Here is a 25,776-nt window from a genome sequence, read left to right as displayed (position 1 = left end):
TCGGGGAGCGATCGCGAGATGCACCCGGATCGCGCCGTAAAGGGCGACCGAACCGGGTCTGAACCGGGCAACCGTCTTGACATTCCATCGTCGCCGTCGGAATTTTCCGGCATGGGGTCTTGCGACGCCCCACGAGGCGCCAGCCGAAGTTCGCGTTCCATTCCGACAACTCACTCAATGGAGGGAACGCAGATGCCTGCGCCTGACGCCATAACCTGCGACAAGCTCGCCAAGCTGATCGGCACCGCACGATGCCCCGTCGTCGTCGACGTGCGCCGGGCGGATGCGAGAGACGCCGAACCCCGTCTCATCCCCTCCGCCCGATGGCTGGCTGAGGATGAAATCACCCCTGCGGCGCTTTCGGAACTGGCCCGCAGCCTGGATCGTCCGGTGGTGGTCCTATGCGCCGAGGGACACGGGCGCAGTCAGGGCGTCGCCGCCTGGCTGCGCCATGAAGGGGTCGCAGCCGAGTATCTGGAGGGAGGCATGGCGGCATGGCTCGCCGCCGGCCTGCCACTCGTCACGACCACAAGGATCACCGGCCATGATCCGCAGGGCCGCAGCCTGTGGGTCACACGGGCGCGGCCCAAGATCGATCGCATCGCCTGCCCCTGGCTGATCCGGCGCTTCATCGATCCACGGGCGGTGTTTCTGTTCGTCGCCCCGGCCGAGGTGCCCGCAGTGGCCGAGCGGTTCGGCGCCATGCCCTTCGATGTCGAAGGCGTGTTCTGGAGCCATCGCGGCGAGGACTGCACCTTCGACGCGCTGCTGAAGGAAACCCGGTTGAGCATCCCGGCGCTCGACCGGCTGGCTTTGATCGTGCGCGGCGCGGATACCGCCCGCCTGGACCTCGCCCCCGAAGCGGCAGGTTTGCTTGCGGCGTCCCTGGGCCTGTCGCGGATGTATTCCGACGATCTGGAACAACTCGATGCCGGATTGCAGCTCTATGACGCTTTCTACCGTTGGGCGCGCGATGCCACGGACGAGATCCACAACTGGCCCGCCAACGCCAGGGGTACGGGCCGGGGCGCGACATGAAGCGGCGTGATGGATTTCCCACGCTGGGCCAGGCCACCGGGGTCTGGGCCAGGATCGCCGCGCTGAGTTTCGGCGGGCCGGCCGGCCAGATCGCGGTGATGCACCGGATACTGGTCGATGAGCGGAAATGGCTCGGGGATGCGCGATTCCTCCATGCCCTGAACTTCTGCATGCTGTTGCCCGGTCCCGAGGCGCAGCAGATGGCGACCTATATCGGCTGGCTGATGCACGGCGTGCGCGGCGCGCTGATCGCGGGGATGCTGTTCATCCTGCCGGGTTTCATCGCCATGATGGTGCTGAGCTGGGTCTACGCGCTCTATGGCGATGTGCCGGTTGTGACCGCGCTGTTCTTCGGGCTGAAGGCCGCGGTGCTGGCGATCGTGCTGCAAGCGGTGTTCCGCATCGGCGAACGCGCGCTGAAGAACAATGTCATGCTCGGCCTGGCCGCCGCGTCCTTCCTGGCCATCTTCCTGTTCGATGCACCCTTCCCGGTGATCGTGGCGCTGGCGGCGGCCATCGGCTGGATCGGGGCAAAGGCCGGGATTGCGGCCTTCCGGGGCGGCGGCGGACATGGCTCGACAGGTGGCGCATATGTCAGCGACGCCGACACAATCCTTGGCGAAGAACTTGACCTTCCGCCCTCGGCGCGCAGAAACGCCTTTCGCGCGGGATGGGTGGCGGTCGCGCTCTGGCTGTTGCCGGTGGCGCTGCTGGTCGCCCTGGTACCGGGCAGCGTCTTCACCGACATCGCGCTCTATTTCTCGAAACTCGCGGTGCTGACCTTCGGCGGGGCCTATGCCGTGCTGGCCTGGGTCGCGCAGGAGGCGGTCGGCAGCTATGGCTGGCTGCAGCCGGGTGAGATGCTCGACGGTCTCGGCATGGCCGAAACCATGCCGGGGCCGCTGATCAAGGTGCTGCAATTCGTTGGTTTCATGGGGGCAATGCGCGAGGCCGGATGGGCCATGCCGCTGCTGGCGGCAACGCTCGGGGGCATCCTGACGACATGGGTGACCTTCGCGCCCTGCTTCGCGTGGATTCTGCTCGGGGCACCGTTCATGGAAGGGCTGCGGGAAAACCGGGCGCTCGCGGCGGCGCTGGCTTCGGTCACCGCGGCGGTCGTGGGGGTGATCCTCAATCTCGCGATATGGTTCGCGATCCATGTGGCCTGGCGCGAAGTCGAGCCTTTCAATTGGGGGCCGGTCTCGACCAGCATTCCGGTGCTGGAAACACTGGATGGGTGGGCGATGGCCCTTTCGGCGCTGGCGATCCTCGCGGTGTTCCGTCTGAAGCTCGGCATCGGCCTCGTGCTTGGTGGTGCGGCACTGGCGGGCCTCGGCCTGCACCTGGCCGGGGCGATCTGACGGCGGATGGCGAGGCCGCTGCCCGAACCCCGAAGAAACCCGGCTATCCGCGATGCCAGGGCGGATGCGGGTCGCCCACGATCAGTTGATGGTGGTGCCTGCCCTGGCCCGCATCACATGGGGATGGTCGGGCGGCATGGTAACGGGCAACGTGACGCTCACCTTGCAGCTCGGTGGCGAGTACAGCCGGTTGACCACACCTGGGAATAGTGAACGGAACATCCGGGGCCGATCACTTGCGCCGGATCAGTTCCAACGGCAGCAATGGACTCTCGAGCAACATGCTGCGGGACAGCAAGTGGCAGGTTTGGCTGAGCCGGGCGATCTGCCCCCGGACAGGCAAGGTGCGGCCCATAGCGGTCGGTCAAGTGCTGTCCTTGCTGCGCGGCGGCATTCCCGGAAGCGGACACTCAACAGGTTCCGCAGCAAGTTCCCGGTCATCATGGTAGTGATACGGAACTTTCTGCTGATCGCCGCGGTAGAGGCTAGTGTCTGCTTTGGACTGATACTGTTGAGAAACCCTGTTGCCGGGCGCCCTTCAGGCTGGTTCACTTCTGATAAGCATGGGGTTAAGGTTTTTGTACGCGAAGGGCGTGAGGCGGAGCAAAGCCCACGAAGCTGATCTGGTTTGTCGGCGCAGCGAAATGCCGGTTCGGCTTTTTCCATCGAAATCATTTTCGTCGCGGGTATGATCGGCGCATCAAAAGAGACTCGGAGACATCTACCTTGATCGCGGATATGAGGGCTAAGTGTATGCGCGTCCGGCGCTATGGGGTTGTCGCGCAATGACTTCGCTGCGTCCCAATCTGGTCAAACGCATAGATCGCCTGCCCAAGCCATCGAATGTCGCGGCGGCCATGCAGCCCCTTTTCGAGGCGATCAGCAACTCGATCCACTCAGTGCAGGCCAAGTTCGGCCATAACGTAACGTCCAAGGGGCGCATCGTCGTCACGGTCAGCACTGATCGCAAGAAGGAGAACGTTTGGGCTACGGTCGAGGACAACGGCGTCGGCCTCGATGAGCGGAATTGGGAGTCGTTTACCACTACCGACAGCGACAACAAGATTCTGATCGGCGGCAAGGGTGTTGGACGGCTACTTTGGCTCGATTGCTTTCGGCAAACCCAGGTTATGAGCGTCTTCGATGACGAAGACGGCGTGCGCAAAGAGCGGCGCTTCGCGTTCGTGTTGGCCAACGAGGACCAGATCCAGAACCACGTCATCGAGGCCGCGGCCCCCGGCCGCGAAACTTCGTTCCACGTCAAGTTTACCGGGCTACGCGACAACGCTTACTTCAACAAGTTCCCCGGTCGCGACAGTTTCGTCTTCCAGCACCTGACCTCTCATTTTCTGCCGACCTTCATCAGCGGCCGGTGTCCCCAGGTCACGGTGCTGGTCGGCGACGAAACCCGTCACTTTCCCGCTGACATCGACAAAATCGTCCATCGCAAGCAGACGGCTCTGAGGCTTGAGACCGAAGCATACGGTACGCTCTTCCTTACCCTGATGGAATGCGACAAGGTCGCCAGCGCCGACCTGAAGGGCTCGCACTTCGTGCACTTCATCGCTCACGACCGCACGGTCCACTCCCAGAGCATCGATGGCAAGCTGGGGCTTAAGTATTTTGGCGAGAACAACGATCGTGTTTTCCATGCCATCCTGACCGGTGAATTTCTGGATCAAAACGTCAACCAGGAGCGGACAGCGTTCATGTTCGAAGACGCCGTGCTTGAGCGAATCATCAACGACGTCTGCACCGATCATATCGAGGCGTTCCTCGCCGAGCCGTTGTCCAAGCTAAGTGGTGAGCAGCGCATCAAGATCGAGGAGATCACCGAGACCTACCCTTCGGTGGCGTTCGGTAACACCGCCGAACTACAATCTAAGCTGCCTTCTGGCGAACTAAATGGCGACGCGATCTACGGCCATCTCTCGCGCGAGCGTTTCCGTCGCGATCAGCGCCAAGCCGAAAAGATCCGTACGGTCTTGACCCGACTCAAGGACGGCGCGGCCGACGTGTCATCGTTCTCGGGGGCGATCGCCGAAGCGGGCAAGGCGCTGGAGGATTCCGAACAGCGCAGTCTTGCTGAGTATGTCGTGCGTCGCAAGGTGGTGCTGGATTTCATCGAAATCCTTTTGGAGAAGGTTCGCGACGATACGCGCGACAGTGCCTACCAGCGCGAAGATGTCCTGCACTCCTTCATCTGCCCGTTGCGCGTCAACACCCTGGAGGATGGCAGCCGCAAGGTCGAGGCCGCCGCATCGCACGACCTCTGGATCGTCGATGAGCGACTGACGTTCGCGCAGTACTTCAGCTCCGACGAGGAGTTCTCGGTCTTGTCGGACGCGATTGAAAGTGACGAGCGGCCCGATGTCCTGATCTTCGATCATGTCCACGGCTTGCGCCAAGTCGAAGAGCCCTCGAAGGTCTTACTAGTCGAGTTTAAGCGGCCTGGGCGCTCGAGTTACGCCGACAATGAAAATCCCGCCTTACAGGTTGAGCGCTATGTGCGGCGGTTGCAGGCTGGTAATATGCGGGACGTCAAAGGGCGACCGGTAATCCTCCCCGAAAGTAAGGGGCTGCATAAGTAGAATTTTCTCGGCAAGATGAACGAGGAGATTCTGAATGAAGACAAGCAGATACACTGAAGCGCAGATCCTTTCGATCCTGCGTCAGGCCGAAGGCGGGATGCCGGTGGCCGAGCTGTGCCGCGAGCATGGCATGAGCAGCGCGTCGTTTTACAAGTGGCGGGCGAAGTATGGGGGCATGGACGCGTCCCTGATCAGCCAGATGAAGGCTATGGAAGAGGAGAACCGGCGGCTGAAGCGGATGTACGCTGATCTCAGCATGCAGGCCGATTTGCTGAAGGAGGCTCTCGGAAAAAAATGACGCGGCCATCTCAACGCCGCGAGATGGCCGAGAAAGCGGTGGCGCGACACGGGGTCAGCATTGCGCTGGCTTGCCGGGCCTTCGGGGTGAGCGAGACCTGTTATCGCTACAGCCCGAAGCTGAAGGACGAGAACGAGGAGATCGCCGATCTGCTGGTCGGGCTGACGGACGCCCGCAAGACCTGGGGGTTTGGCCTGTGTTTCCTGCATTTGCGCAACGTGAAGGGGCATCCATGGAACCACAAACGTGTCTATCGCATCTATTGCGCGCTGGAACTGAACCTGCGGATCAAGCCCCGCAAACGGCTGAAGCGTGAGAAGCCCGAGGCTCTGGCCGTGCCGGATGCGCCGAACCTGACCTGGTCCATGGACTTCATGGCCGATCGTCTGGGGGATGGCCGCCAGTTCCGGCTGTTGAACGTGCTGGACGACTTCAACCGGGAGGGCTTGGGCATCGAGGTCGACTTTTCACTGCCAGCGGAAAGGGTCATCAGAAGCCTCGACAGGATCATTGAATGGCGCGGCAAACCCGGCACCATTCGGGTCGACAATGGCCCGGAATACATCAGCGGCAAGCTGATGGAATGGGCCGAAAAGCGGAAGATCACCATCCAGCACATCCAACCCGGACAGCCCCAGCAGAACGCCTATATCGAGCGCTACAACCGCACCGTACGGCATGAATGGCTCGATCAATACATCATCGAAACCATCGAGGAGGCTCAGGACTTCGCCACGCAATGGCTCTGGACTTACAACAACGACCGCCCGAACATGGGCATCGGCGGCATCACACCCGCACAGAAACTGAAGATGGCCGCGTGAATTCTACGGATGCACCCCGCTAAAAATGGGGGGATTACCAAAGGGCGACCCATCAAACTCGACCAGAACACGATATTCTACTGCTTCATTGTCGCTGATATCGTCGGCAAGCTCGATGAGTGGACCTTCTCGTGGCAGCGAACGGCCGATGGACGAGGGCGCATTTATCTGCCCCGCGACGGTTTCCGCGGCTCCATCGAGTTGATTGGCTGGGACTCCCTGCTCAGCGACGCCCGTGGGCGAAACCAAGCCTTCTTCGACCGTGCTGGGATTTCTGGCAAGAGCTTCTTCAGCCCGGAGTAGATCGGCCATCGCCGGACGTATTGGCAGGTCAAGTCGACGGCTCTTTACGGCCGGATAGGCTGCGGCGCGCTGCTAAGCAGCACTCCCGGAAACGGCCGTTGGGATACAACGCGACAAACTTCCTGCCCCAATAGGCGGCCGCCGGCATTCACTGTCAGTTCGCAACCAGCGCGAAGGCCACGCGATGCCCAGCAGCTTTGGATTGCGCCGCACCGGTGTCATGGTTGAACGTAACCGGCCGATTGTTACCGCGGCGACTGAGCCTTGATGCGGGCGACGAGTTCCGCGTCATCGACAAAGTCGTCGAGGAACGCGTGCCAGGTTTCGGTGGTGATGCGCGCGTCCCTGAGCATGTCTTTCAGTTCATCGATACCGTCATCGGTCAGGGCGGTGACGGTGTCATCCGGGCCGGTATAGACGCTGATGATCGAGCCATAGGTCAGGTTGTCGTCGTTGTAGACGATGGCTTTGAGAAGCTCGGGGTCTTCGCCCAGCATCTTTGCGATGTAGTCGAGGGTGCAGACGTGGGTGACGGTTGCCATCAGGCGGCCTCGTGCAGGGCGGAGGGCAGCGGCGACCAGTTCCAGGGCAACAGATCGTCGAGCCGATTGATCTTGTGATCATGGATGCGGGCCAGGATGTCGGCCAGATAGGCTTGGGGGTCCAGGCCGTTCATCTTGGCGGTTTCAACGATGGTCATGGCGCGGGCCAGCGTTTCGGCTCCGGTATCCGCACCGGCGAAGAGCCAGTTGCGGCGCCCGACACCGATCGGGCGCAGCGCGCGCTCGGCAGGATTGTTGTCGATCGCCACCCGGCCGTCCTCAAGGAACAGGCTGAAAGCGTCCCGGCGGCTCAGCCCGTAACGAAAGGCCTTGGCCAGATCGCCCTTGCCGGGGATCCGCGAGAGCTGCTGCTCTGACCAGGCGAAGAAGACCTCGACCTTCGGAACGCTGTGTTTCCGGCGCGCGGCAAGGCGGATATCGGCGGGATGGCCGGTGATCTCCCGCTCGATGTCATAGAGCGCGCCGATACGGTCGAGCGCCTCGCGGGCGATCGCGGATTTGGTCTTGGTCCATTCATCATGGAAGTCGCGCCTCAGGTGAGCCCAACAGGCAGCCTCCCGCAGGCAGGGAGTCCCGTCCGGGCCTGGATCGTAGAGCTTGGCATAACCCTTGTAGCCGTCGGCCTGCAGGATGCCGCAGGTGTTGGCGAGGTGGCGATGGACATGCTCTTCCTTCCAGTCCGGCGCGAAGGCATAGACCGCGCCGGGTGGCAACGTGCCTGCCCAAGGGCGCTGATCGCGGACATAGGCCCAGATCCGTCCCTTCTTCACACCCTTGCCCAATCCCTTGTCGCGGCCCGCGCGATCCAGCACCCGGATCGGTGTGTCATCGGCATGAAGGAGGTCGCTGGCCATCACGTCTGCCTCGATCCGCTCGATCAGCGGTGCCAGCACCTTCATGGCGCGACCGCTCCAGTCGACCAAGGTACTGTCCGGGATGTCGGCGCCCATCCGGGTGAAGATCTCATGCTGGCGATAAAGCGGAAGGTGATCATCAAACTTGGAGACGAGGATGTGGGCGAGCAGGTTCGCACCGGCCATGCTGCCGGGGATCGGCCGGCTGGGGGCCGGCATCTGCACCATGCGTTCACAGCGGCGGCAGGACTTTTTCAGGCGGGCGATCTGGACAACCTTCAATTGTGCCGCGATCAGATCCAGCATCTCGCTGACATCTTCGCCCACCAGGCGCAAATCGCCGCCGCAATCGGGGCAGCAACTGCCGGGGTCGAGCTCCCGCCGCTCGCGCGGCGTGCTGTCCGAGACCCGGGGACGTCGGCGGGATGGGCGCTCGGCAGCTTCATCGGCAGGTGCCGTTTCCAACCCATCATCGTTTTGGCCGTCGTTCACGACGTCAGGCTGGCCTTCGGCCGCTGCGATCATGAGATCCTCGAGCGCCAGCTCCAGCTGTTCGATCTCGCGCTCGATCTTTTCCGAGGACTGGCCGAAGACCTGCTTCTTCAGCCTGGCAATGCGCAGCCGCAGGGACTGGATCAACTGGTCATGGGCGCGCAACGTGGCCGAGATCTTCGCGTTTTCCGCCTGCAACGCCGCGATCAGCGACTTCAGAAGCGCCGGATCATCAGGAAGGGTCTGGGCCGCATTCGACATGCGCCCACCTACCACAAGGCAGGCAAAATTGCCATAAAAACAAGGCGTTTTAGCAGGGTAAATCAGCCCACCCGGGCCGGTGGCGCGCCCCAATCCGGCCTGCGCCAGTCAATGCCTTCCCACAGCATGGCCAGCTGCGCCGAGGTCAGGCGAACCGCACCATCCCCGCGCATCGGCCAGGGAAAGCGCCCCTTCTCCAGCACCTTGTAATACAGGCAGAAGCCCTGACCATCCCAATGAAGCAATTTCAACCTGTCGCCGCGACGCCCGCGGAATGCAAAAACCGCACCGCCGGCCGGCTTCTGGCGCAGAACATCCTGGGCAAGTGCAGCCAGCCCGGAGATTCCCTTCCTCATGTCGGTCACGCCGCAGGCCAGATAGACACGAACGCCGGTTCCCGGCCCGATCATGCCCCTTCCACCGCACGGATCACATGTGTCAGCGTCACGGTATCCAGAGCCGGATCGAAGCGCAGGCAGCGACCATTCGCCAACTGCAACTCGATCTGGGCAGGCCGAGGCGCTCCTGTGCAGATGGCCGCTGTCTGCATCACCAATTCCGTGGGCCGGTCCAATCCAACCGGCAGAAACAGCGTCTCCGGAGACGCCGAAACCACGCCCTTCTTCTTCAGTTGGTGCCGCCAGGCATAGATTTGCTGCCGCGTCACATCGTGCCGCTGTGCAACCTGCGTCACCGTCGCCCCGTCCACGCCGACCGACAAAACGATCTCGAGCTTCTCCTCGTCGCTCCACCGCCGCCGCCGCTCCAGTCCAAGAATATCGCCCCGCATCCCCACACCCGCATAAGACACGTCATTAACGACGTCACTATGCACGTGCCTTAATCCATCAGCCCAAACTCAGGCAGGCGGTAACAATCGGGCCGTTACGGTTGAACCCTTTTCCTTCCGCGAGGATCCGGCGGTGCCGGATTTCGACGATCTCCAGCCCGTCGCGGTGATGGATGCCGAATGCGCCCTGTGCAGTTGGGGCGCGCGGATGATCCACCGGCTCGACCGCACCGGAACGGTGCGCATCTGCCCGATCCAGAGTCCACTGGGCGCGGCCCTGCTGCGCCATTACGGGCTGGAGCGGGAGGATCCCTCGAGCTGGCTGTTCATCGATGGCGGGGGGGGACGCATGTCGATTGCGACGCCGTGCTTCAGGCCGGCCGCCGCCTGGGCGGATGGACCCGGATGGCCGGCGTGCTGCGGATCTTCCCCCGGCCGGTGCGCAACTGGCTCTACCGGCGCTTCGCACGCAACCGCTATGCACTGTTCGGCCGCGCCGTGTCAATCGGCGTTGAAGAGTGCCCCCTTATCGGCGTCCAAAAGGGGGTCTGACGCAGATTTGGTGCAGTTGAGCTTCAACCTCGCTACATTTTGGCCTTCTTTCAGGGAGGTTACCGATGGCGTCATGGTTTTCACGCCGAGATTTTCTGCCGGCAGGGCTTACGGCCGATCAGATCGAGCTCGATGGCAATACCATCCGTATCCATGCCCGCTCTTCGGCGGCCGCGGCCGCCTGTCCACACTGCGGGAGCATTTCGGAGCATGTCCACAGTCGGTATCGACGTCGCCCGGCCGATGTTCCTGCGCATGGGCGAGCCGTGGAAATCGTCTTGCAGGTTCGTCGCTTTCGCTGCCGCGCGCCCGGCTGTCCGGCCCGGATTTTCGCCGAACGGTTTCCGTCCGGCGTCACCCGACCGCATATGCGACGCACCTCGCGCTTGCAGGATCTTGTGCGTCACCTCGGTCTTGCCCTCGGCGGACGACCTGCTCAGGCGCTCGCCCGGCGCCTTCTCGTGCCTGCAAGCAAAGACACGTTCTTGCGTGGGGCGCGGAGCCTGATGGGCCCCGTCTCCGAACCACCGCGTGTCATCGGCATCGATGACTGGGCATGGCGCAAGGGGCAGCGTTACGGCACGATGATCTGCGACCTGGAACGGCGGCAGGTGATCGACCTGCTGCCCGATCGCGAGCCTGCCACCGTGGAAGCGTGGCTCCGCGCACATCCCGGCATCCGGATTATCGCCCGCGACCGCAACGGCGGCTATGGCGGTGCCGCCACCCGTGCCTTGCCACAGGCGGTTCAGGTCGCCGATCGTTGGCATCTGCTTGAGAACGCGAGTGCCGCATTCCTGGCGGCCGTGCAGCGCAGCATGCCCGTCATCCGCAGGGCGATCGGGGCGAAGACGCTCGATCCCGCGCTGCTGACGGCAGCGGAAAGGCTGCAATACGAAGGCTTTCGGCGTCGCCAGCAAACCAATCGGATGGTGAGGACGATGGCCGATGAGGGCCTGCCCATCAAGCGTATCGTCCGCTCGACCGGCCTCAGCCGCAAGCTCGTTCGCCAGATCCTGCGTGGCGAGCGCGAAGATGTCTTCCGCATCCGCGAAAGCAGTCTGACACCCTGGCTGCCACGGCTGGAGCGGGAATGGAACGGTGGTTGCCGGAATGGCGCCGAGCTTTGGCGCCGCCTCAGGGAGGATGGTTTCCGCGGCAGTCTTCGGGTCGTCGGAGAATGGGCGACACGCCAGCGCCGCGCCGAGCAAGCTGTGCCGAACGGGATGGGGAAATCGCCACCTGCCCGCAGGATTGCGCGGCTCCTGACCATGGGGCGGGATCACCTGTCCAGAGCCGATGCGCTTCAGGTCGCGCAGATCGAAGCGGCATCGCCAGCCCTTGCGACCGCCCGGGCGCTCGCCGACAGGTTCACGGATATGGTTCGAAACGGGCGTGAGGATGTCTTGGCCAGCTGGCTCGATGAGGCGGCAGACAGCATGATCGCTTCCTTTGCCCGTGGCCTTCGCAGCGACTGCGCCGCCGTTGCCGCCGCCTTGCGCGAACCTTGGTCGAACGGGCAGACAGAGGGGCAGATCAATCGGCTGAAGACCCTCAAACGCCAGATGTATGGCCGCGCCAACATCGATCTGCTCAGGGCACGGCTCCTCGCCCCGGCGTAAACCAGAAAATGCACCAACTTTGAGTCAGACCCCCTTTTGGACGCCGATCACCCCAGAAGCGGGGTCCTTATTCCACGCCGGTCAACAGACGGTCGCCTCGCCAGGTGCCCGCTGAAGGGCCGCATCGGCGACGCGATCTTCGCCATCCTCTGTGGCTGCGGCCACAACATCCGAAAAATCCTCGCCCATCTCCGGGCTTTCTGGTGTCTGCTGCTTTACCTCATCAACGCCGTCACCCTGTGCGAGAGGCGCCGTCACAGCGTCGCATCCGCCGCTTGAGAGAGTTGTTCAGGCCGGACTGTTTAGGTGAACAGCTTGTAAGCATCTGTCCACAAATGATTTTATTTCGAACCAGCGCGGACTCCGATCCCGGTTCCCTTCGCTTCCTGTCGCCCCTCACGTCGAACTTGTCCGGTCGCGCCGTTACGATGCATCGGCGTATGTCGCTGTGAAGATCGTTTCGGACAGCCATTTCTTGAACGACGGGTTGTCGGAGAACTGCTTGAACAACTCGGTATGGTCGGAGAGCAGCTCGATCACCGCGCGTTCAAGCGCCTTGTCGTGCTCGATCCGGGCGTTCTGCTTGTCCGAGTTTTTCATGGCGTTCTGATACGCCCTGTCCGCCGAGACTTTCGCGGGCAGCTCCTCTGCAATCACCTTCCCGATCTTGTCCTTGTCCTTCCAATCGATGTTGCCGAACATCTCGTTGAAGACCTTCAGAATATTGCTCAGGAGATCGAGCTCGGGATCGGGCCGGCCGCCGCCCCCCGTGGTCGGCACGGGCCCGATTTCTGCGTCTGCGTCGGGCAACACGATGGCCATGGTTGCCTGAGCTTCGACCCGATAGCTGTCCATGTCGATTGCCTCGAGAATACCCTTTGACAGGTCCGGCTCCTCCGGGGCCGGCAGCTTCGGCGTCAGGAAATTCAGGAAGATCGACAGCTTCTCCCAATCGGCATTGCTGAAGGGAAGGATCGCAGCCAGGAAGCCGTATGTCCTGGTAAACGCCTTCGCCTTGCCCTTGAAGTCGACCTGTCCGTCCTCGTCGAGGTCTGCCTTGTATACGGCCACGCAAGAGTCGAGGATCGGGTCGAGCTTGTCCCGGTCCGCGCCGCCGAGGTAGAGCGCCACCAAGTCCTCCACCTGTTCCCAAGAATAGACCTGGTAGCCGTCCAGCGAGGTCTTCAGATCGTGCAGCTTGTTGGGATCGGTCTCTTCGCTGAGCATCGTGGTCCGATAGTACGGCTCGAAGGATGCCTTGATCGCGTCGAAGTCGTTCATGAAGTCGAGAACAAAGGTATCGTGCTTCTGCGGATGCGCCCGGTTGAGGCGCGACAGCGTTTGCACCGCCTTCACGCCGGACAGCGTCTTGTCCACGTACATCGTGTGCAGCAGCGGCTCGTCATAGCCGGTCTGAAACTTGTCCGCGACAATCAGGAAGCGATACGGATCCTTTTGAATCAGCTCCTCGATCTGGCTGCTCGGAAAGGCGTTCATCGTCGCTTCCGTGACCTTCTGGCCGCCATAGTCATGTTCGCCCGAGAAAGCGACGATAGCTTGGTACGGGCTCTTACGTTCCTTCAGATAGGCTTGGAAGGCGTGGAAGTACTGGATTGCGCGCTGAATCCCGTTGGTGATGACCATCGCCCTGGCCGCGCCGCCGATCTTGCGGTGCGCGATGACCTGGTCGTGGAAGTGATCGACCATGATCTCGGCCTTCTTCCGGATCGCATGGTCATGGGATTCCACATACTTGCGGAGCTTTTTCTGCGCCCGCTTCGTGTCGAACTTGGGATCGTCCTCAACCGTCTTCATGAGCCGGTAGTAGCTGTCAACCGGCGTGTAGTGCTTCAGCACGTCGAGGATGAAGCCCTCCTGAATCGCCTGCTTCATCGTATAGCTGTGGAAAGGCACGTGCTTGACCTTGTCGTCCTGCGGGACCGGAGCGCCGAATACCTCCAGCGTCTTATTCTTTGGCGTCGCAGTGAACGCGAAATAGCTGGCGTTCGGCAGCACCTTCCTAGCTTCCATCAGACGGTTGATGGCGTCCTCGACCGTCTCGTCCTCCTCCTCGGCGCCATTCGCCGCGAGCGCGATGTTCATCTTCGCGGCAGTGCGACCGCCCTGGCTGGAATGGGCCTCGTCGATGATGATGGCGAAGGTTCGCCCACGGTGCTCGTCGCCGATCTCGTCGAGAATGAAGGGGAACTTCTGCACCGTCGTAATGATGATCTTCTTGCCGGCCTTCAGGAAGGCGCGCAGGTCGCCGGACTTTTCGGCGTGGCCCACGACGGATGACACTTGCGCGAACTGTTTGATCGTGTCCCGGATCTGTTTGTCCAGAACACGCCGGTCGGTGACCACGATGACGGACTCGAAGGTCGTCTTTCCGGCCGTCTCCAAGCCGATCAATTGATGGGCAAGCCAGGCGATCGAGTTGCTCTTGCCCGAACCGGCCGAGTGCTGGATCAGGTACCGCTTTCCGGCCCCTACGGCTTCGGCATCGGCCAGCAGCTTGCGCACCACGTCAAGCTGGTGAAACCGCGGGAAGACCTGCTTCGGCGGCTTCTTCTTGCCACGCTCGTCGACCTCCTCGACCACCTGCGCGTAGTTCTCAAGGATGTCGGTGAGGTTCCGCTTCGTCAGATACTCCTTCCACAGGTAGTCGGTCTTCAGCCCATGAGGGTTCGGCGGATTGCCCGCGCCGTCGTTCCAGCCCTTGTTGAACGGCAGGAACCAGGACGCCTTGCCCTTCAGCTGTGTGCACATCCGCACCTCGTGATCGTCCACGGCGAAGTGGACGACGCAGCGGCCGAACTGGAACAGTAACTCCTTCGGATTGCGGTCGCGCTTGTATTGCTCGATCGCATCCTCGACCGTCTGCTTGGTCAGGCTGTTCTTCAACTCGAAGGTGGCAACCGGCAGGCCGTTGATGAAGACCGCCGCGTCGAGCGACAGCTTGGTGGCGTCCTTCGAATAGCGCAGCTGGCGGGTGACGCTGAAGATATTCGCGGCGAACAACGCCTCGGCCTTGGCGTTGCCCGGGGTCGGCGTGCCGAAGAACAGCTCCACCGAGCCGGGGCCGTGCTTCACGCCGTTGCGCAGCACGTCGATGACGCCGCGCTTGGCGATCTCGCCCTGCAGTCGGTGCAGGAACTGCAGCCGCTTCGGTCCATCCTCGCCGATGCCGAGCGCCTCGACAGCCTCGGGCTGTGTCGCGTTGAGGAAGTCGAACAGCTTCGTCAGGTCAACGGCGTGGTCCCGGTCGAAATCCTTCGAAGCCCCGGCGACGTAACCCGCCTCGTCAATGAGCGAGCGGACGATGAGGGCTTCGAGGCCTTTCTCGCTGGTGTCCGTCGTCATCAGCCCGCCTGCAATGCACCGGCATCGATCCAGCCCTTCTTCTGAAGGACCTCCGCCGCCAGTGCGACCTGCCTCGGCGAGAACTGTTTCTTGCGATCATTCCACCCGTAAACCTTGGAGACCGCCTCATTGATCGAGTGCGGGGACTCGTGCGTGATCACCCAGTGGACCGTTGACAAAAGCTCAAGCCCGAATGGCGTCTCGAAGCCTTCGACGAGGCTGGCCACCTTGTCGAAACGGGCCCGCGTGTCTGGATGCTCTTCGAGGAATTCGTCGGCGTCCTTCACCGCTCCCGGCACAAGCTCGAGCTGCTTGTTGGGCGCATCGCCCCCGTCGCGGTAGCCGGAGACGAAATATCCCTCGATCTCGCGCAGGACGTGGGTCAGGTTCTCCGAATACGGGCCGTATGGACCCTTCACCACCCGAAGCCGCTCCATCGACGGCTCGCCACTGACTTTCATGAAATACATGAGCTTGTGCACCTCAAGCAGCGTCACGAACGGATCCAGAAGCCCGCTGAGGTAACGGTCCATCAGGCCGACCAGCGCCGCACGGCCGGGGGTCATGTTCGGGGCCGTCTGCCGCCTTGCCATCCGGGCCGGTTCCGGGGCGCCATTCGGCTGGAAGATGATGACATGCAGGTCGCTGAAGCCGCGCAGCGCCTCTTCGATCCTTGGCCGGACCTCATTCCAGTCGAGGCCGCCCAGCCCGCTGCCAAGCGGGGGAATGGCGATTGACCGAATCTTCCTCTCCCGAATGACTCGCTGCAGATCCTTCAGCCCCGCGTCGATGTCCTCCATACGGCTCTTGCCGCGCCAGTGGCGCTTGGTCGGGAAGTTGATGATGTATCGCGGGCTGGTCAGCTGGCCGGTCTCGAAGACGAACATATGGCCCGGCCGGACTTCCTCACGCTTGCAGGCTTGCTCGTAGGCACGGAAATTCTCCGGGAACGCGTTCTTGAACTGAAGCGCGATCCCTCGGCCCATCACGCCGACGCAATTCACCGTATTCACCAGGGCGTCGGCATCGGCGGCCAGAATATCGCCCGTCTTGTATTCGAACATCGCTGCCTCCCTCCCCATCAATAGTACCAATCCGGCTTGATTTCGACATGCGGCTTATGGCCCGCCGCCTGCAAGGCCGCCCTGACTTGCCCGTAGACCTGTTGCGACCTTACCCCGATCCGGGTCACAAGCTGCCATGGAAAAGCCCGTTCCATGAGAAATTCCGCCTGCTTGCCTTCCTTGACCGAGCGCGAGATGCCGTTCCCCGCCCAGCGGTTCGTCTGGACCGCGTCCCAGTTGATGGCGTCAAGCTGCTCGAGGTCGGCCCGGTCCTCGAAGTAATAGGCCCCGGCGTTCGACAGGGTGAAGGCCCAGCGGGACCGGTTCTGATTCGCCCAAGCGACGCTGTCGCGCAGGTCGGCCTCCAGATGGACAATCGGCCCCTGGCCGCCGCGATAGGCAAGTTCGGCATGGTTCGCGCAATGGATCAGGTAGAGCATGATCGAGCGCGGGCAGAAGTAGAAGGGCACGCAGCCGCCGACACGCAGGCCGGGATGGCTGGAAAGCTCGAGCTCGTTCAGCCGCCGTTCCTTGATGCTGGTCATCCCGATGGTGGTGCCCATGGCCGGGTTGGCCGCCGCGCGCCGGACGATCTCGGCATCGCACAGCAGACCGCCCTCGGCGATGATCGAGGGCAGCCGGTCCACGTGCACGATGTGATAGATTTTCGGGGCGGCGGGTGGCGGCATGGTCAGTCCTCGGCCTCCGCCAGTTCGTCCGTGTCCTCGGCGTTCAGGTCCTCATCCAGCGCGTCGTCCTCGTCGATGACCGGCTCGTCGGTGGGCGTCGTGATCTTGATGTGACGCACGTCCAGCTTGCCGGTGACGACATCGGCAATCAGGCGCTCGCGGTATTCCATGACGAGCGAGATTTCCGATTTCGCTTTCTCGATCGTCTGATTGATCTTCTGGGTTTCGAGTTCCACGAAGGCGAGGACGCGTCGCTGCTCTTGCAGATCTGGGAGGCCGAACATGAACTCCCGCATGAAGTTCAAGGGCACACGCTGCTGGCCCGCTGCCCCAGTCATTGCCATTTCGCCATCACGACGGAACGCGTGCAGCATCGTCACCTGATACAAAAAGCCGGGGTCGATTTCCGGGTTTGCTCTCAACACCACGAACTCTGTCGTGCCGAAGCCAATCTCGGTGTCGAGAGCGCCTAGATACGCGCCCTTCCCATTCTCGAAGCATGGCGTGATCTTGGCGACCACAACGTCATGCCGCCTAAAATAGGTGTATCCGCTCCGCAGGTCCGCGACCTTGCCACGCGCGCTACAGTCAACCTCACCGGCGACAGAAACGTTCTCCATGGGCAGGAAGACGACCTCATCGTCGTCGTCAAAATCCGTCGAGCTTTCCGTTCTGGAGGGGTTGAAGGAAGCAACCTGCTTGACCTTTCGAACCTCCCAATGCGCCGGAACCTCGGGCATCCAGTCGATGCCGGTGGGCTTCATCGGGGCGGCGGGGTTCAGGCCGCGCGTGACGGCGCGGTTGATGATCGCCTGCTTCTGCTCGTTCAACAGCCCGATCAGCCGCCGCTTGTTGCGGATCAGGCGGCGGACGCGACGATCATAGGATCTAACGAACTCGACAATCTGCCGCTGTTCGTCCTGCGGTGGCTGCGGGACATGAATGGCCCCGAAGCGATCCGAATAGAGGCGCAGGAAACCCGACATGCCGGTTCCAAGCCCTTTCGACTCCTGACGGAATTTCGCGCGGTAGATGTTCGTCTTGAAAAGGTTGATGAAGTAATCGGGTTCCATCGGCTGGATGGGCTGGAAAACCGCGTAGTCAGGACTCACCAGCCCGTCTTCGTGCGCCACTGCGAACATGCCGTTCGACGCTTGCATCCGGTTCAGGACCATCTGCCCCGCGCGAATGCGCTTGTATCCCTTCAATTCGTCAGGCGTGACCGGCTTGGTCGAAACCTTGGCATGCGGGATCAGGCCATGAGCCTGACGCAAGGATAGCAAGGTCTCCGTCCCCGTGTCGGTCCGGTCGTCGATTTCGCGAAAGAGGTATTTCCCGCGCCGCACATCCCAATGCGACGGGATCGCGCCGAGCCAAGGCAACCCGCTGTCGCGACAGGAGGCGTAGGGGGCAAGTCCCCCACGCTCCGCCGACGGCGCCACGGCAAGCGCGCGCGCCCTCATGCGCCCCGGCCTCCTACCAGCACGTCCTCCAGCAGGCCATCCGTCTGCCTCTCCAGCGCGCGGATATCCGCCTCGATCTGGTCGAGCGTTCGCAGCGGCTGCGGCTTGTAGAAATGCCGGGTGAAGCTGATCTCGTAGCCGATCACCGTCTTCGAGGCGTCGATCCAGGCGTCGGGCGCATGGGGCAGCACCTCGCGCCGGACGAAGGCCTCGATGCCGCCATCCTCAAGGAACGGCACCTGTTCGGTGTCCCGCAGGTCGGTATCCGGCTCGTAATCCACGACAACCGGCTTGCCATCGATGGTGGTGCGATAGCTGCCGTGCAGCGCGTCGTGGTCGATGTCGGCGCCGGCTTTCGGCTTCGCGACCCTGCGGATGACCGGCGCCGCCTCGGCCGCCTTGACCCCCAGCGCCGACATCAGCAGCTTCTGCCGCTTGGCGGTCATCCGGATGCCAAGCCCGGCGGCGGCCGCCTCGGCCTGCATTGCGAACCGGTTGAAGTCGAGATGCGGGCCGGCGCCCGCATGGTCGGCGACCGCCTCGACCGCGCGCGCCAGATCGTCCTCGCCCACATCGGCGCAGGCCCTGCGGAAGCGGCGCAGCGCAGCATCCGTCAATTCGACCTTCAGGCGCAACGGGCGCTCGATGGTGACCTTCCAGTAGCCGAACGCCGCGTTGGGGAAGATTTTCGACGTCTCGTCCTCGCGGCCCTGCATGAAGGCGTCGGTGATCCGGCGAAGATCGTCGGGCCCCAGTTCGCAGTTCTTCTTGCCAAGGTTCTTGCGGAGCGGCCTGAACCAGGACGTGGCGTCGATGAGTTGCACCTTGCCGCGGCGGTGTTCTGCCTTGCGGTTGCTGAGCACCCAGATGTAGGTCGCGATCCCGGTGTTGTAGAAGATGTTCAGCGGCAGGGCGACGATGGCCTCCAGCCAGTCATTCTCGATGACCCAGCGCCGGACATTGCTCTCGCCCGACCCGGCGTCGCCGGTGAAGAGCGACGATCCGTTGTGAACCTCGGCAATGCGGCTGCCGAGGGGCGACGCGGTCTTCATCTTGCTGAGCATGTTGGCCAGAAACACCATCTGGCCGTCGCTCGAACGGGTGATCAGGCTGAACTCGGGGTCGCCACCATGCTCGATCAGGAAGCGGGGATCGCGGATGTCCTTCTTCCCGCCCATGCGTTCGAGATCGGTCTTCCACGATTTGCCGTAGGGCGGGTTCGACAGCATGAAGTCGAACTCGTGGGACGGGAAGGCATCCGACGAGAGCGTGGAGCCGAATTTCATGTTCTCGGCTTCGAGCCCTTCGCCCTTCAGGATCAGGTCGGCCTTGCTGATGGCGAAGGTCTCGGGGTTGACCTCCTGGCCATACAGATGAACCGAGACCTCCTTGCCGTGGTCGGTCGCGAGCCTGGTGAATGTCTCCTCCGCCACGGTCAGCATGCCGCCGGTGCCGCATGCCCCGTCGTAAACGAGGTAGGTGCCCGACTGGATGTCGTCGGCGATCGGCATGAAGATGAGATGGGACATGAGCTCCACCACGTCGCGCGGGGTGAAGTGCTCGCCGGCTTCCTCGTTGTTCTCTTCGTTGAAGCGTCGGATCAGCTCCTCGAAGATCGTGCCCATCGAGTGGTTGTCGAGGCCCGGCAGGCGAACGGTGCCATCGGCGTGCAGCACGGGCTTCGGACTGAGGTTGACCGATGGATCGAGAAACTTCTCGAGCAGGAAGCCGAGCGCGTCGGCTTCGACCAATGTCGGGATCTGATTGCGGAACTTGAATTTGTCCAGCACTTCCTGGACGTTCGGGGAGAAGCCATCGAGGTAAGCCTCGAAATCCGCCTTCAGCTGCTGGCGACGCGCGCGGGATGTGAGGTCGCGCAGGCGGAACTGCGAGGTGTTGTAGAACGCTTCCCCGGACGCCTGGCACAACGCGGCGTGCTGATTGGCAACTCCAGCCTTGTCGAGCTGTGTCTTCATCGCGAGCACGGCGTCCTTGGTCGGCTCCAGCACCGCGTCGAGACGCCGAATAACCGTCATCGGCAGAATGACATCCCGGTACTTTCCCCGGACATAGACGTCGCGCAGGATATCATCGGCGATGTTCCAGATGAAATTGCTGATGTTCAGTTCACTCAATGCCCGCCCCCGGAATTATCTTGCGCAGCCTGCTTTTGTTGATCGATCCATGCATCCAGATCGGCCCTCTTGAAGCGCCACGCGCCTGCAACCTTGAAGCCGGGCAGTTCACCCCGCTTGGCCAGGCGGTAGACCGTCTTTTCATCGACGTTCAGGTAACCAGCGACGTCGCGAACAGTCATCGCGGGTTCGGGCTGCATAACCATCCCTGTCCTCTCGAAGATTTCGGAGATCCTAGCAGGGGAAGCCGGGGTAAGCCAGTCCATCAGTGCCCATTCCTGTCACTGCTTGTCATCAAGGGGCACTTGCGCTTCCACCCCAGTGGGAACGGCTCCATCAATCGCGCCAGCGTCACCGCCGGTCCCTGCCGCCCGTCGAGAATGGCCTCCACGATGTCCGGCGCGAGGAGCGTCAGTCGCAGAAGCCGGGTGACGTAGGACACCGCGATCCCCTCACGTTCCGCAAGTTCGGCAATGGTGGCGAACTCGCCCGATTCCAGCATCCGTTTCCAGCGGAAGGCCCGGGCCAGTGCCTTGACGAGGGCATCGTCGGGGCGGCGCTGGGTCGCGGCCCCATCGGGGAGGTGCATCTCCTTGCGCCCGCCGCGCTTCACGATGCGGAACGGCACGCGGAGCGTCACGGTCTCCGGGATCGGAACCCCGCGGGTCATGCAGCTTCTCCGATGTCGCCGGCCAGCATCTCGCGGGCCAAACCGCTGAGCCCGTCGACGCGCAGCCGGACGTTGAGCCCGTCCGTGCCGATGTCCACGCTCTCGACTAGCAGCGCCACGATGCGAGCCTGCTCGGCGGGGAAGAGTTCGTCCCAAAGCGGGTCGATCTGCTGCAGCGCCGCGCGGGCATCGGCCTCGGTGATGTCGTCGGTGTGGGCCCGCGCCGCCTTCCACGTCCCCGCAACGATCTCGGGCTGGCGGAACACGGCGCGCAACTGGTCGAGCACGGCCGCCTCGATCTCGCCCGCAGGGACGCGGCCGACGGGGCACGCCCCCGCGCCGTGCTTCAGCACCGTCTGGCTGACGTAGTAGCGGTAGAGTCTGCCGCCCTTGCGGGTGTGTGTCGGCGAGAACGCTGCGCCGTCCGGCCCGAACAGCAGCCCCTTCAGCAGCGCTGGTGTCTCCGCGCGGGTGCGCGCGGCACGCTTGCGCGGGCTTTCGGTCAGGATGGCGTGGACCTTGTCCCACATCCCGGTGTCGATGATGGCGTCATGCTCGCCGGGGTAGCTCGCCCTTGTGGACCGCCTCGCCGATATAGGCGCGATTGCTCAGCATCCGGTAGAGATATTTCTTGTCGATCCGGTTGGCCGAAGCCTGGGTTGACGGTCACATCCACGCCTTCTCCTTCTTCGAGGCGGTTCCTCAGTCGATCGTCTATGACAACGACCGCTGTCTGGTGGCGAAGATCCTGCCAGACGGCACCCGCAAGCGTGCTTCGCTGTTCAGCGGTTTCCTGTCGCATTACCTGATCCGGGATCGGTATGGCCGCCCGGGCAAGGGTAACGACAAAGGCAATGTCGAAGGCCTGGTGGGCTATTGTCGTCGCAACTTCATGGTGCCGATGCCGGAATTCGCGACCTGGGACGCGTTCAACCTCTGGCTGGAGGAGCAATGCGAGCGGCGCCAGCTCGATGTCCTGCGCGGCGAAAGCGAAACGATCGGCGAGAGATTGCAGCGCGACCTCGCCGCGATGCGCCCGCTCCCGGCGGCACCGTTTGATGCCTGCGATCAGGCGACCGGGCGCGTCTCGTCGCAATCTCTGGTGCGCTACAAGACCAACGACTACTCGGTGCCGGTCGCTTACGGCCATCAGGACGTCTCGATCCGGGCCTATGACCGGGCTGATGGACGTGCTGCCGATCGTCGGCTTCATCCTGCTCTACGTCTTCGCCGCCACACGGGACTATTTCGGGGCGCGTCCCTGGATCGCCGCCCTGGTAACGGCGGGCTTCATTCCCTACGCTGCCGCGACGGTGCCGGTCTTCGCGATGATCCCCGGCCTCGGCTCGTCTGCCAGCTATGCGCCGGTGCCGCTGCTGATTCTGATCTATGCGCTGCTGCTGCGCAGACGCCTGCCGGAAACGGCGCGCGGCCTCGCCGTCGGCGCCGGGATCCTGATCGTCTCGCTGACCTTCCGCACGCTGGATCAGCCCCTCTGCGGCGCCCTGCCCTTCGGCACGCATTTCCTGTGGCATGTCCTCAATGCGGTGATGCTGGGCTGGATGATCGAGGTCTGGCGCCGGCATCGGTCGCGCTGATCCCGGATTCCGGCAAGTCATTGCACGACGCCGGAGCGCGCTGCTCTACGCCACCCTGCCTTGCCGCACCCCGGCCCATGCCATTCACCGCCGATTATTCCACAGCGATTTCCATTGCTTAAGCGGATCTCTGTGCCGATGCTGGCGATTATGACCTTGCCAGCTTCCCGAACCCAGGCCACGATGACGCGGAGCGAACGCGAGGCGCTGCTCGACGCCCTGCTGCTCGGCGAGCCGGAACTCGGCTTCACGCCCCGCGGCAATCCCGACCCGCGCCTCGTCAGGCTGGTGCGCCTGCTGGGTAGGCAGGCCGCCAGAGGCAATTTCGAGGCGCAGGGCAAGACCAGGGAACCCGGCGCCTCCTGATCCGACAGGGAGTGCCGCCATGAAGGTCGCAATCTACGCCCGCTACTCCTCCGACCAGCAGCGCGATGCGTCCATCACCGACCAGTTCCGCATGTGCCGGCTGCGGGCCGAGAAGGAAGGCTGGCGGGTGGTCGAGGAATATTCCGACCATTCCATCTCCGGCGCCAGCATGATCCAGCGTCCCGGCATCCAGGCACTGGTCATGGATTCGACGCGCGGCCGCTTCGACCTAGTGCTGGCCGAGGCGCTGGACCGGATCAGCCGCGACCAGGAGGACATCGCCGGGATCTACAAGCGCATGCGCTATGCCGACGTGAAGATGTTCACGCTCTCCGAGGGCGAGATCAGCGAATTGCATGTCGGGCTGAAGGGCACGATGAACGCGCTGTTCCTGAAGGATCTGGCCGACAAGACCCGGCGCGGCCAGCGCGGCCGGGTCGAGGCCGGCAAGTCCGGCGGCGGCAATTCCTACGGCTACGACGTGGTCAAGAAGTTCGACGGCGATGGCGAGCCGAGCCGCGGCGACCGCACGATCAACGCAGCGCAGGCCGAGGTGGTGCGCCGGATCTTCCGCGACTATGCCGCCGGCAAATCGGCCAAGGCCATCGCCATGGCATTGAACAAGGACGGCATCCCCGCCCCTTCGGGCGGAGATTGGGGCTTCAGCACGATCAACGGCAACCCGAAGCGCGGCAACGGCATCCTCAACAACGAGATGTATGTCGGCAGGATCGTCTGGAACCGGCAGCGCTTCATCAAGGATCCCGATACCGGCAAGCGCCAGGCGCGTCCCAACCCGGAAGAGGACTGGGTGATCCAGGAGGTGCCGGAACTGCGCATCCTCGACGACGATCTCTGGAACGCCGTGAAGGCGCGGCAGAAGACCAATACCGTTGCACGGGACGCGCGCGGCATCGCCGACGTCCGCAAGGTGAACCACCGCCGGCGGCCCAAATACCTGTTTTCGGGGCTGACCAAGTGCGCCTGCTGCGGCGGCGGCTATTCGGCGATCTCGAAGGAGCTGATCGGCTGCTCGACGGCGCGCAACAAGGGCACCTGCGACAACCGGATGAACATCCGCCGCGACGAGCTGGAATCTCGGGTGCTGAACGCCCTGCGCACCCGCCTGGTCGACCCCGACCTCTTCGCCGAGTTCTGCGACGCCTATACGAGGGAGACCAACCGGCTGCGCATGGAAAGCGGCGCCGGCATCGACAAGGCCGAGGCGGAACTGAAGCGGATCGCCCGCGAGGAGGAGAAGCTGATGGATCTCTACATGCGGGACGCCATCTCGATCGAGGCGGTGAAGGAGCGCGGCGACAAGCTGCGCGCCCGCAAGGCGGAGCTGCAGGATTTCCTGGCCAGTACCGACGAGCCCCCGCCCCTGCTGCATCCCTCGATGGCGCTGCAATACCGGGCGCGGGTGCAGCAGCTCTACGAGACGCTGCAGAGCGACGACGAGACGCAGCGCATCGAGGCGGCGGAGATCATCCGCTCGCTGATCGACCGGATCGTGCTGACGCCGGGGGAGGATCGGATCGAGATCGACGTTCAGGGCGATCTTGCCGGAATCCTTACGCTTTCGGCGCAACGCAAAAACCCCGCGGCGGATGCAGCGGGGGCGCAAGTAAAGATGGTTGCGGGGGCAGGATTTGAACCTGCGACCTTCAGGTTATGAGCCTGACGAGCTACCGGGCTGCTCTACCCCGCGCCATTTGCATCGCGTGGTTTGCGGTGCTTTTTCGTTCCGAGAGATTTTCGCTTCTTTTCAGGTCTGGCGGTGACCTACTCTCCCACGTCTTTTGACGCAGTACCATTGGCGCGACGGCACTTAACGGCCGAGTTCGGGATGGGATCGGGTGTTTTGCTCGTGCTAAAGCCACCAGACCGGAAAAGGAGCGAAATCGGCGTTTCCGCTTCCCTTCGGGCTTTCGCCGCTTCGGGATCGGGAAGACATTGTCCAAGGATGCTTTTGGAAGAAGGCGGGCTGCTTGTCCTTGACAAGCTGGTCTGTCTTCTTCCGGATCAAATCAAGCCTATCGAGCGATTAGTACCGGTCAACTGAACGCATTGCTGCGCTTACATCTCCGGCCTATCGACGTGGTGGTCTTCCACGGCTCTCAAGGGATACCTTGTTTTGAGGGGGGCTTCACGCTTAGATGCCTTCAGCGTTTATCCTGTCCGTTCATAGCTACCCAGCACTACCGTTGGCACGATAACTGGTCCACCAGTGGAACGTTCACCCCGGTCCTCTCGTACTAGGGGCAACTCCTCTCAAGTATCCTACACCCACGGCAGATAGGGACCGAACTGTCTCACGACGTTCTAAACCCAGCTCACGTACCTCTTTAAATGGCGAACAGCCATACCCTTGGGACCTGCTCCAGCCCCAGGATGAGATGAGCCGACATCGAGGTGCCAAACGATGCCGTCGATATGGACTCTTGGGCATCATCAGCCTGTTATCCCCAGCGTACCTTTTATCCGTTGAGCGATGGCCCTTCCACTCGGGACCACCGGATCACTATGGCCGACTTTCGTCTCTGCTCGACTTGTCAGTCTTGCAGTCAGGCTGGCTTCTGCCATTGCACTCGACGAGCGATTTCCGACCGCTCTGAGCCAACCTTCGCGCGCCTCCGTTACTCTTTGGGAGGCGACCGCCCCAGTCAAACTACCCACCACGCAGGGTCCCGGACCCGGATAACGGGCCGCGGTTAGACATCAAGAGTGCGAAGGGTGGTATCTCAAGGATGGCTCCACCGGAACTGGCGTCCCGGGCTCAATGCCTACCACCTATCCTGCACATCGCAATCCTGATGCCAGTGCGAAGCTATAGTAAAGGTGCATGGGGTCTTTCCGTCTAACCGCGGGAAGTCTGC

General features: G+C 62.8%; 20 protein-coding genes, 1 tRNA gene, 2 rRNA genes and 5 pseudogenes (1 of these 28 cut by a window edge). 13 read left to right on the top strand and 15 right to left on the bottom strand.

Features of this window, described 5'->3' with window-relative positions; translation table 11 throughout:
* Positions 1-192: 192 nt before the first annotated feature.
* From E3U25_RS24165 to E3U25_RS24145, 5 genes are all read left to right on the top strand, one after another.
* Positions 193-1,038: a chromate resistance protein ChrB domain-containing protein gene (locus E3U25_RS24165; RefSeq protein ID WP_024844638.1), complete on the top strand. Its 846-nt coding sequence runs from the start codon at positions 193-195 to the stop codon at positions 1,036-1,038.
* Entirely contained in the window at positions 1,035-2,399 is a 1,365-nt protein-coding gene (gene chrA, locus E3U25_RS24160) for a chromate efflux transporter (RefSeq protein WP_072464431.1), read from the top strand. Before E3U25_RS24165 ends, chrA begins: the two co-directional genes overlap by 4 nt.
* Before the next feature lie 785 nt (positions 2,400-3,184).
* Complete coding sequence (locus E3U25_RS24155) at positions 3,185-4,990, top strand: ATP-binding protein (protein ID WP_208861623.1); 1,806 nt, start codon at positions 3,185-3,187, stop codon at positions 4,988-4,990.
* A 34-nt stretch (positions 4,991-5,024) separates the two neighbouring features.
* Positions 5,025-6,112 (top strand): IS3-like element ISPbe1 family transposase gene (locus E3U25_RS24150; protein ID WP_076611590.1). Its coding sequence is split into 2 segments (ribosomal slippage): positions 5,025-5,280 and positions 5,280-6,112, totalling 1,089 coding nucleotides; the frame shifts between segments, so codons are not numbered across the junction.
* 9 nt (positions 6,113-6,121) lie between these two features.
* Positions 6,122-6,415 carry a hypothetical protein gene (locus tag E3U25_RS24145; RefSeq protein ID WP_116222470.1) on the top strand — a complete coding sequence of 98 codons (294 nt, stop codon included), beginning with the start codon at positions 6,122-6,124 and terminating at the stop codon, positions 6,413-6,415.
* Positions 6,416-6,660: 245 nt separating this feature from the next.
* On the opposite strand, the gene E3U25_RS24140 is transcribed toward E3U25_RS24145, so the two are convergent.
* The 4 genes from E3U25_RS24140 to tnpA form a co-directional block, all read right to left on the bottom strand.
* Positions 6,661-6,957 (bottom strand): hypothetical protein, encoded by a 297-nt coding sequence (locus E3U25_RS24140; protein WP_011746419.1) that lies wholly within the window; start codon positions 6,955-6,957, stop codon positions 6,661-6,663.
* Positions 6,957-8,585 carry an IS66 family transposase gene (gene tnpC, locus E3U25_RS24135; protein ID WP_116222469.1) on the bottom strand — a complete coding sequence of 543 codons (1,629 nt, stop codon included), beginning with the start codon at positions 8,583-8,585 and terminating at the stop codon, positions 6,957-6,959. The genes E3U25_RS24140 and tnpC overlap by 1 nt, the downstream gene beginning before the upstream one ends.
* Positions 8,586-8,647: 62 nt before the next feature.
* On the bottom strand, positions 8,648-8,995 hold the full coding sequence (tnpB, locus tag E3U25_RS24130; protein WP_011746417.1) for an IS66 family insertion sequence element accessory protein TnpB: 348 nt from the start codon (positions 8,993-8,995) through the stop codon (positions 8,648-8,650).
* On the bottom strand, positions 8,992-9,375 hold the full coding sequence (gene tnpA / locus E3U25_RS24125) for an IS66-like element accessory protein TnpA (RefSeq protein ID WP_017998946.1): 384 nt from the start codon (positions 9,373-9,375) through the stop codon (positions 8,992-8,994). The genes tnpB and tnpA overlap by 4 nt, the downstream gene beginning before the upstream one ends.
* Before the next feature lie 169 nt (positions 9,376-9,544).
* Between tnpA and E3U25_RS24935 the strand changes: the two are divergent.
* From E3U25_RS24935 to E3U25_RS24105, 4 genes and pseudogenes are all read left to right on the top strand, one after another.
* A pseudogene (locus E3U25_RS24935) lies at positions 9,545-9,652 on the top strand (DCC1-like thiol-disulfide oxidoreductase family protein); the annotation flags it as partial.
* A gap of 89 nt (positions 9,653-9,741) precedes the next feature.
* Positions 9,742-9,927: a DCC1-like thiol-disulfide oxidoreductase family protein gene (locus E3U25_RS24930; protein ID WP_338117759.1), complete on the top strand. Its 186-nt coding sequence runs from the start codon at positions 9,742-9,744 to the stop codon at positions 9,925-9,927.
* A gap of 65 nt (positions 9,928-9,992) precedes the next feature.
* A complete protein-coding gene (locus tag E3U25_RS24110) occupies positions 9,993-11,549 on the top strand; it encodes an ISL3 family transposase (RefSeq protein ID WP_011749544.1) in 1,557 nt (518 codons plus the stop codon).
* A gap of 84 nt (positions 11,550-11,633) precedes the next feature.
* A pseudogene (locus tag E3U25_RS24105) lies at positions 11,634-11,828 on the top strand (IS5/IS1182 family transposase); the annotation flags it as partial.
* 144 nt (positions 11,829-11,972) lie between these two features.
* Here E3U25_RS24105 and E3U25_RS24100 read toward each other — a convergent pair.
* The 8 genes and pseudogenes from E3U25_RS24100 to E3U25_RS24065 form a co-directional block, all read right to left on the bottom strand.
* Positions 11,973-14,912 (bottom strand): type I restriction endonuclease subunit R, encoded by a 2,940-nt coding sequence (locus tag E3U25_RS24100; RefSeq protein WP_036698973.1) that lies wholly within the window; start codon positions 14,910-14,912, stop codon positions 11,973-11,975.
* On the bottom strand, positions 14,912-15,976 hold the full coding sequence (gene darG / locus E3U25_RS24095; protein ID WP_028717458.1) for a type II toxin-antitoxin system antitoxin DNA ADP-ribosyl glycohydrolase DarG: 1,065 nt from the start codon (positions 15,974-15,976) through the stop codon (positions 14,912-14,914). Before darG ends, E3U25_RS24100 begins: the two co-directional genes overlap by 1 nt.
* A gap of 17 nt (positions 15,977-15,993) precedes the next feature.
* A complete protein-coding gene (gene darT / locus E3U25_RS24090; protein WP_028717457.1) occupies positions 15,994-16,665 on the bottom strand; it encodes a type II toxin-antitoxin system toxin DNA ADP-ribosyl transferase DarT in 672 nt (223 codons plus the stop codon).
* A gap of 2 nt (positions 16,666-16,667) precedes the next feature.
* On the bottom strand, positions 16,668-18,128 hold the full coding sequence (locus E3U25_RS24085) for a restriction endonuclease subunit S (RefSeq protein ID WP_072464324.1): 1,461 nt from the start codon (positions 18,126-18,128) through the stop codon (positions 16,668-16,670).
* Positions 18,125-20,263 (bottom strand): type I restriction-modification system subunit M, encoded by a 2,139-nt coding sequence (locus E3U25_RS24080; protein ID WP_028717455.1) that lies wholly within the window; start codon positions 20,261-20,263, stop codon positions 18,125-18,127. The genes E3U25_RS24085 and E3U25_RS24080 overlap by 4 nt, the downstream gene beginning before the upstream one ends.
* Positions 20,260-20,529: a helix-turn-helix domain-containing protein gene (locus E3U25_RS24075; RefSeq protein ID WP_232221010.1), complete on the bottom strand. Its 270-nt coding sequence runs from the start codon at positions 20,527-20,529 to the stop codon at positions 20,260-20,262. Before E3U25_RS24075 ends, E3U25_RS24080 begins: the two co-directional genes overlap by 4 nt.
* Positions 20,529-20,933, bottom strand: coding sequence for a hypothetical protein (locus E3U25_RS24070; RefSeq protein WP_072464323.1), 405 nt, complete (start codon positions 20,931-20,933; stop codon positions 20,529-20,531). The genes E3U25_RS24075 and E3U25_RS24070 overlap by 1 nt, the downstream gene beginning before the upstream one ends.
* A pseudogene (locus E3U25_RS24065) lies at positions 20,930-21,578 on the bottom strand (recombinase zinc beta ribbon domain-containing protein); the annotation flags it as partial. The gene E3U25_RS24070 and the pseudogene E3U25_RS24065, both read right to left, overlap by 4 nt.
* Here E3U25_RS24065 and E3U25_RS24060 point away from each other — a divergent pair.
* The 4 genes and pseudogenes from E3U25_RS24060 to E3U25_RS24045 form a co-directional block, all read left to right on the top strand.
* Positions 21,577-22,107 (top strand): annotated as a pseudogene (locus E3U25_RS24060) (Mu transposase domain-containing protein); the annotation flags it as partial. The pseudogenes E3U25_RS24065 and E3U25_RS24060 sit on opposite strands and share 2 nt — an antisense overlap.
* Positions 22,106-22,531: pseudogene (locus E3U25_RS24055) on the top strand (hypothetical protein); the annotation flags it as partial. The pseudogenes E3U25_RS24060 and E3U25_RS24055, both read left to right, overlap by 2 nt.
* 183 nt (positions 22,532-22,714) lie before the next feature.
* Entirely contained in the window at positions 22,715-22,897 is a 183-nt protein-coding gene (locus tag E3U25_RS24050; RefSeq protein ID WP_081465088.1) for a hypothetical protein, read from the top strand.
* A 19-nt stretch (positions 22,898-22,916) separates the two neighbouring features.
* Positions 22,917-24,575: a recombinase family protein gene (locus tag E3U25_RS24045; RefSeq protein WP_116222834.1), complete on the top strand. Its 1,659-nt coding sequence runs from the start codon at positions 22,917-22,919 to the stop codon at positions 24,573-24,575.
* Here E3U25_RS24045 and E3U25_RS24040 read toward each other — a convergent pair.
* From E3U25_RS24040 to E3U25_RS24030, 3 genes are all read right to left on the bottom strand, one after another.
* A tRNA-Met gene (locus E3U25_RS24040) sits at positions 24,532-24,608 on the bottom strand. The genes E3U25_RS24045 and E3U25_RS24040 overlap by 44 nt on opposite strands.
* 61 nt (positions 24,609-24,669) lie before the next feature.
* A 5S ribosomal RNA gene (gene rrf, locus E3U25_RS24035) occupies positions 24,670-24,784 on the bottom strand.
* Positions 24,785-24,923: 139 nt separating this feature from the next.
* Positions 24,924-25,776 (bottom strand): 23S ribosomal RNA (locus E3U25_RS24030); it runs 1,994 nt beyond the window's last position.

Source organism: Paracoccus versutus, assembly GCF_029909795.1.
GTDB classification, from domain to species: Bacteria; Pseudomonadota; Alphaproteobacteria; order Rhodobacterales; family Rhodobacteraceae; genus Paracoccus; species Paracoccus versutus.
The sequence above is the reverse complement of the archived record's forward strand: the minus strand, read 5'-3'. Positions and strand labels throughout refer to the sequence as shown.

Excerpts from the sequence above, each read along its gene's own strand:
- E3U25_RS24165 (WP_024844638.1), top strand. The coding sequence starts at position 193 with ATGCCTGCGCCTGACGCCATAACCTGCGACAAGCTCGCCAAGCTGATC.
- chrA (WP_072464431.1), top strand. The coding sequence starts at position 1,035 with ATGAAGCGGCGTGATGGATTTCCCACGCTGGGCCAGGCCACCGGGGTC.
- E3U25_RS24155 (WP_208861623.1), top strand. The coding sequence starts at position 3,185 with ATGACTTCGCTGCGTCCCAATCTGGTCAAACGCATAGATCGCCTGCCC.
- E3U25_RS24145 (WP_116222470.1), top strand. The coding sequence starts at position 6,122 with ATGCACCCCGCTAAAAATGGGGGGATTACCAAAGGGCGACCCATCAAA.
- E3U25_RS24140 (WP_011746419.1), bottom strand. The coding sequence starts at position 6,957 with ATGGCAACCGTCACCCACGTCTGCACCCTCGACTACATCGCAAAGATG.
- tnpC (WP_116222469.1), bottom strand. The coding sequence starts at position 8,585 with ATGTCGAATGCGGCCCAGACCCTTCCTGATGATCCGGCGCTTCTGAAG.
- tnpB (WP_011746417.1), bottom strand. The coding sequence starts at position 8,995 with ATGATCGGGCCGGGAACCGGCGTTCGTGTCTATCTGGCCTGCGGCGTG.
- tnpA (WP_017998946.1), bottom strand. The coding sequence starts at position 9,375 with ATGCGGGGCGATATTCTTGGACTGGAGCGGCGGCGGCGGTGGAGCGAC.
- E3U25_RS24110 (WP_011749544.1), top strand. The coding sequence starts at position 9,993 with ATGGCGTCATGGTTTTCACGCCGAGATTTTCTGCCGGCAGGGCTTACG.
- E3U25_RS24100 (WP_036698973.1), bottom strand. The coding sequence starts at position 14,912 with ATGACGACGGACACCAGCGAGAAAGGCCTCGAAGCCCTCATCGTCCGC.
- darG (WP_028717458.1), bottom strand. The coding sequence starts at position 15,976 with ATGTTCGAATACAAGACGGGCGATATTCTGGCCGCCGATGCCGACGCC.
- darT (WP_028717457.1), bottom strand. The coding sequence starts at position 16,665 with ATGCCGCCACCCGCCGCCCCGAAAATCTATCACATCGTGCACGTGGAC.
- E3U25_RS24085 (WP_072464324.1), bottom strand. The coding sequence starts at position 18,128 with ATGAGGGCGCGCGCGCTTGCCGTGGCGCCGTCGGCGGAGCGTGGGGGA.
- E3U25_RS24075 (WP_232221010.1), bottom strand. The coding sequence starts at position 20,529 with ATGGACTGGCTTACCCCGGCTTCCCCTGCTAGGATCTCCGAAATCTTC.
- E3U25_RS24070 (WP_072464323.1), bottom strand. The coding sequence starts at position 20,933 with ATGACCCGCGGGGTTCCGATCCCGGAGACCGTGACGCTCCGCGTGCCG.
- E3U25_RS24050 (WP_081465088.1), top strand. The coding sequence starts at position 22,715 with ATGACGCGGAGCGAACGCGAGGCGCTGCTCGACGCCCTGCTGCTCGGC.
- E3U25_RS24045 (WP_116222834.1), top strand. The coding sequence starts at position 22,917 with ATGAAGGTCGCAATCTACGCCCGCTACTCCTCCGACCAGCAGCGCGAT.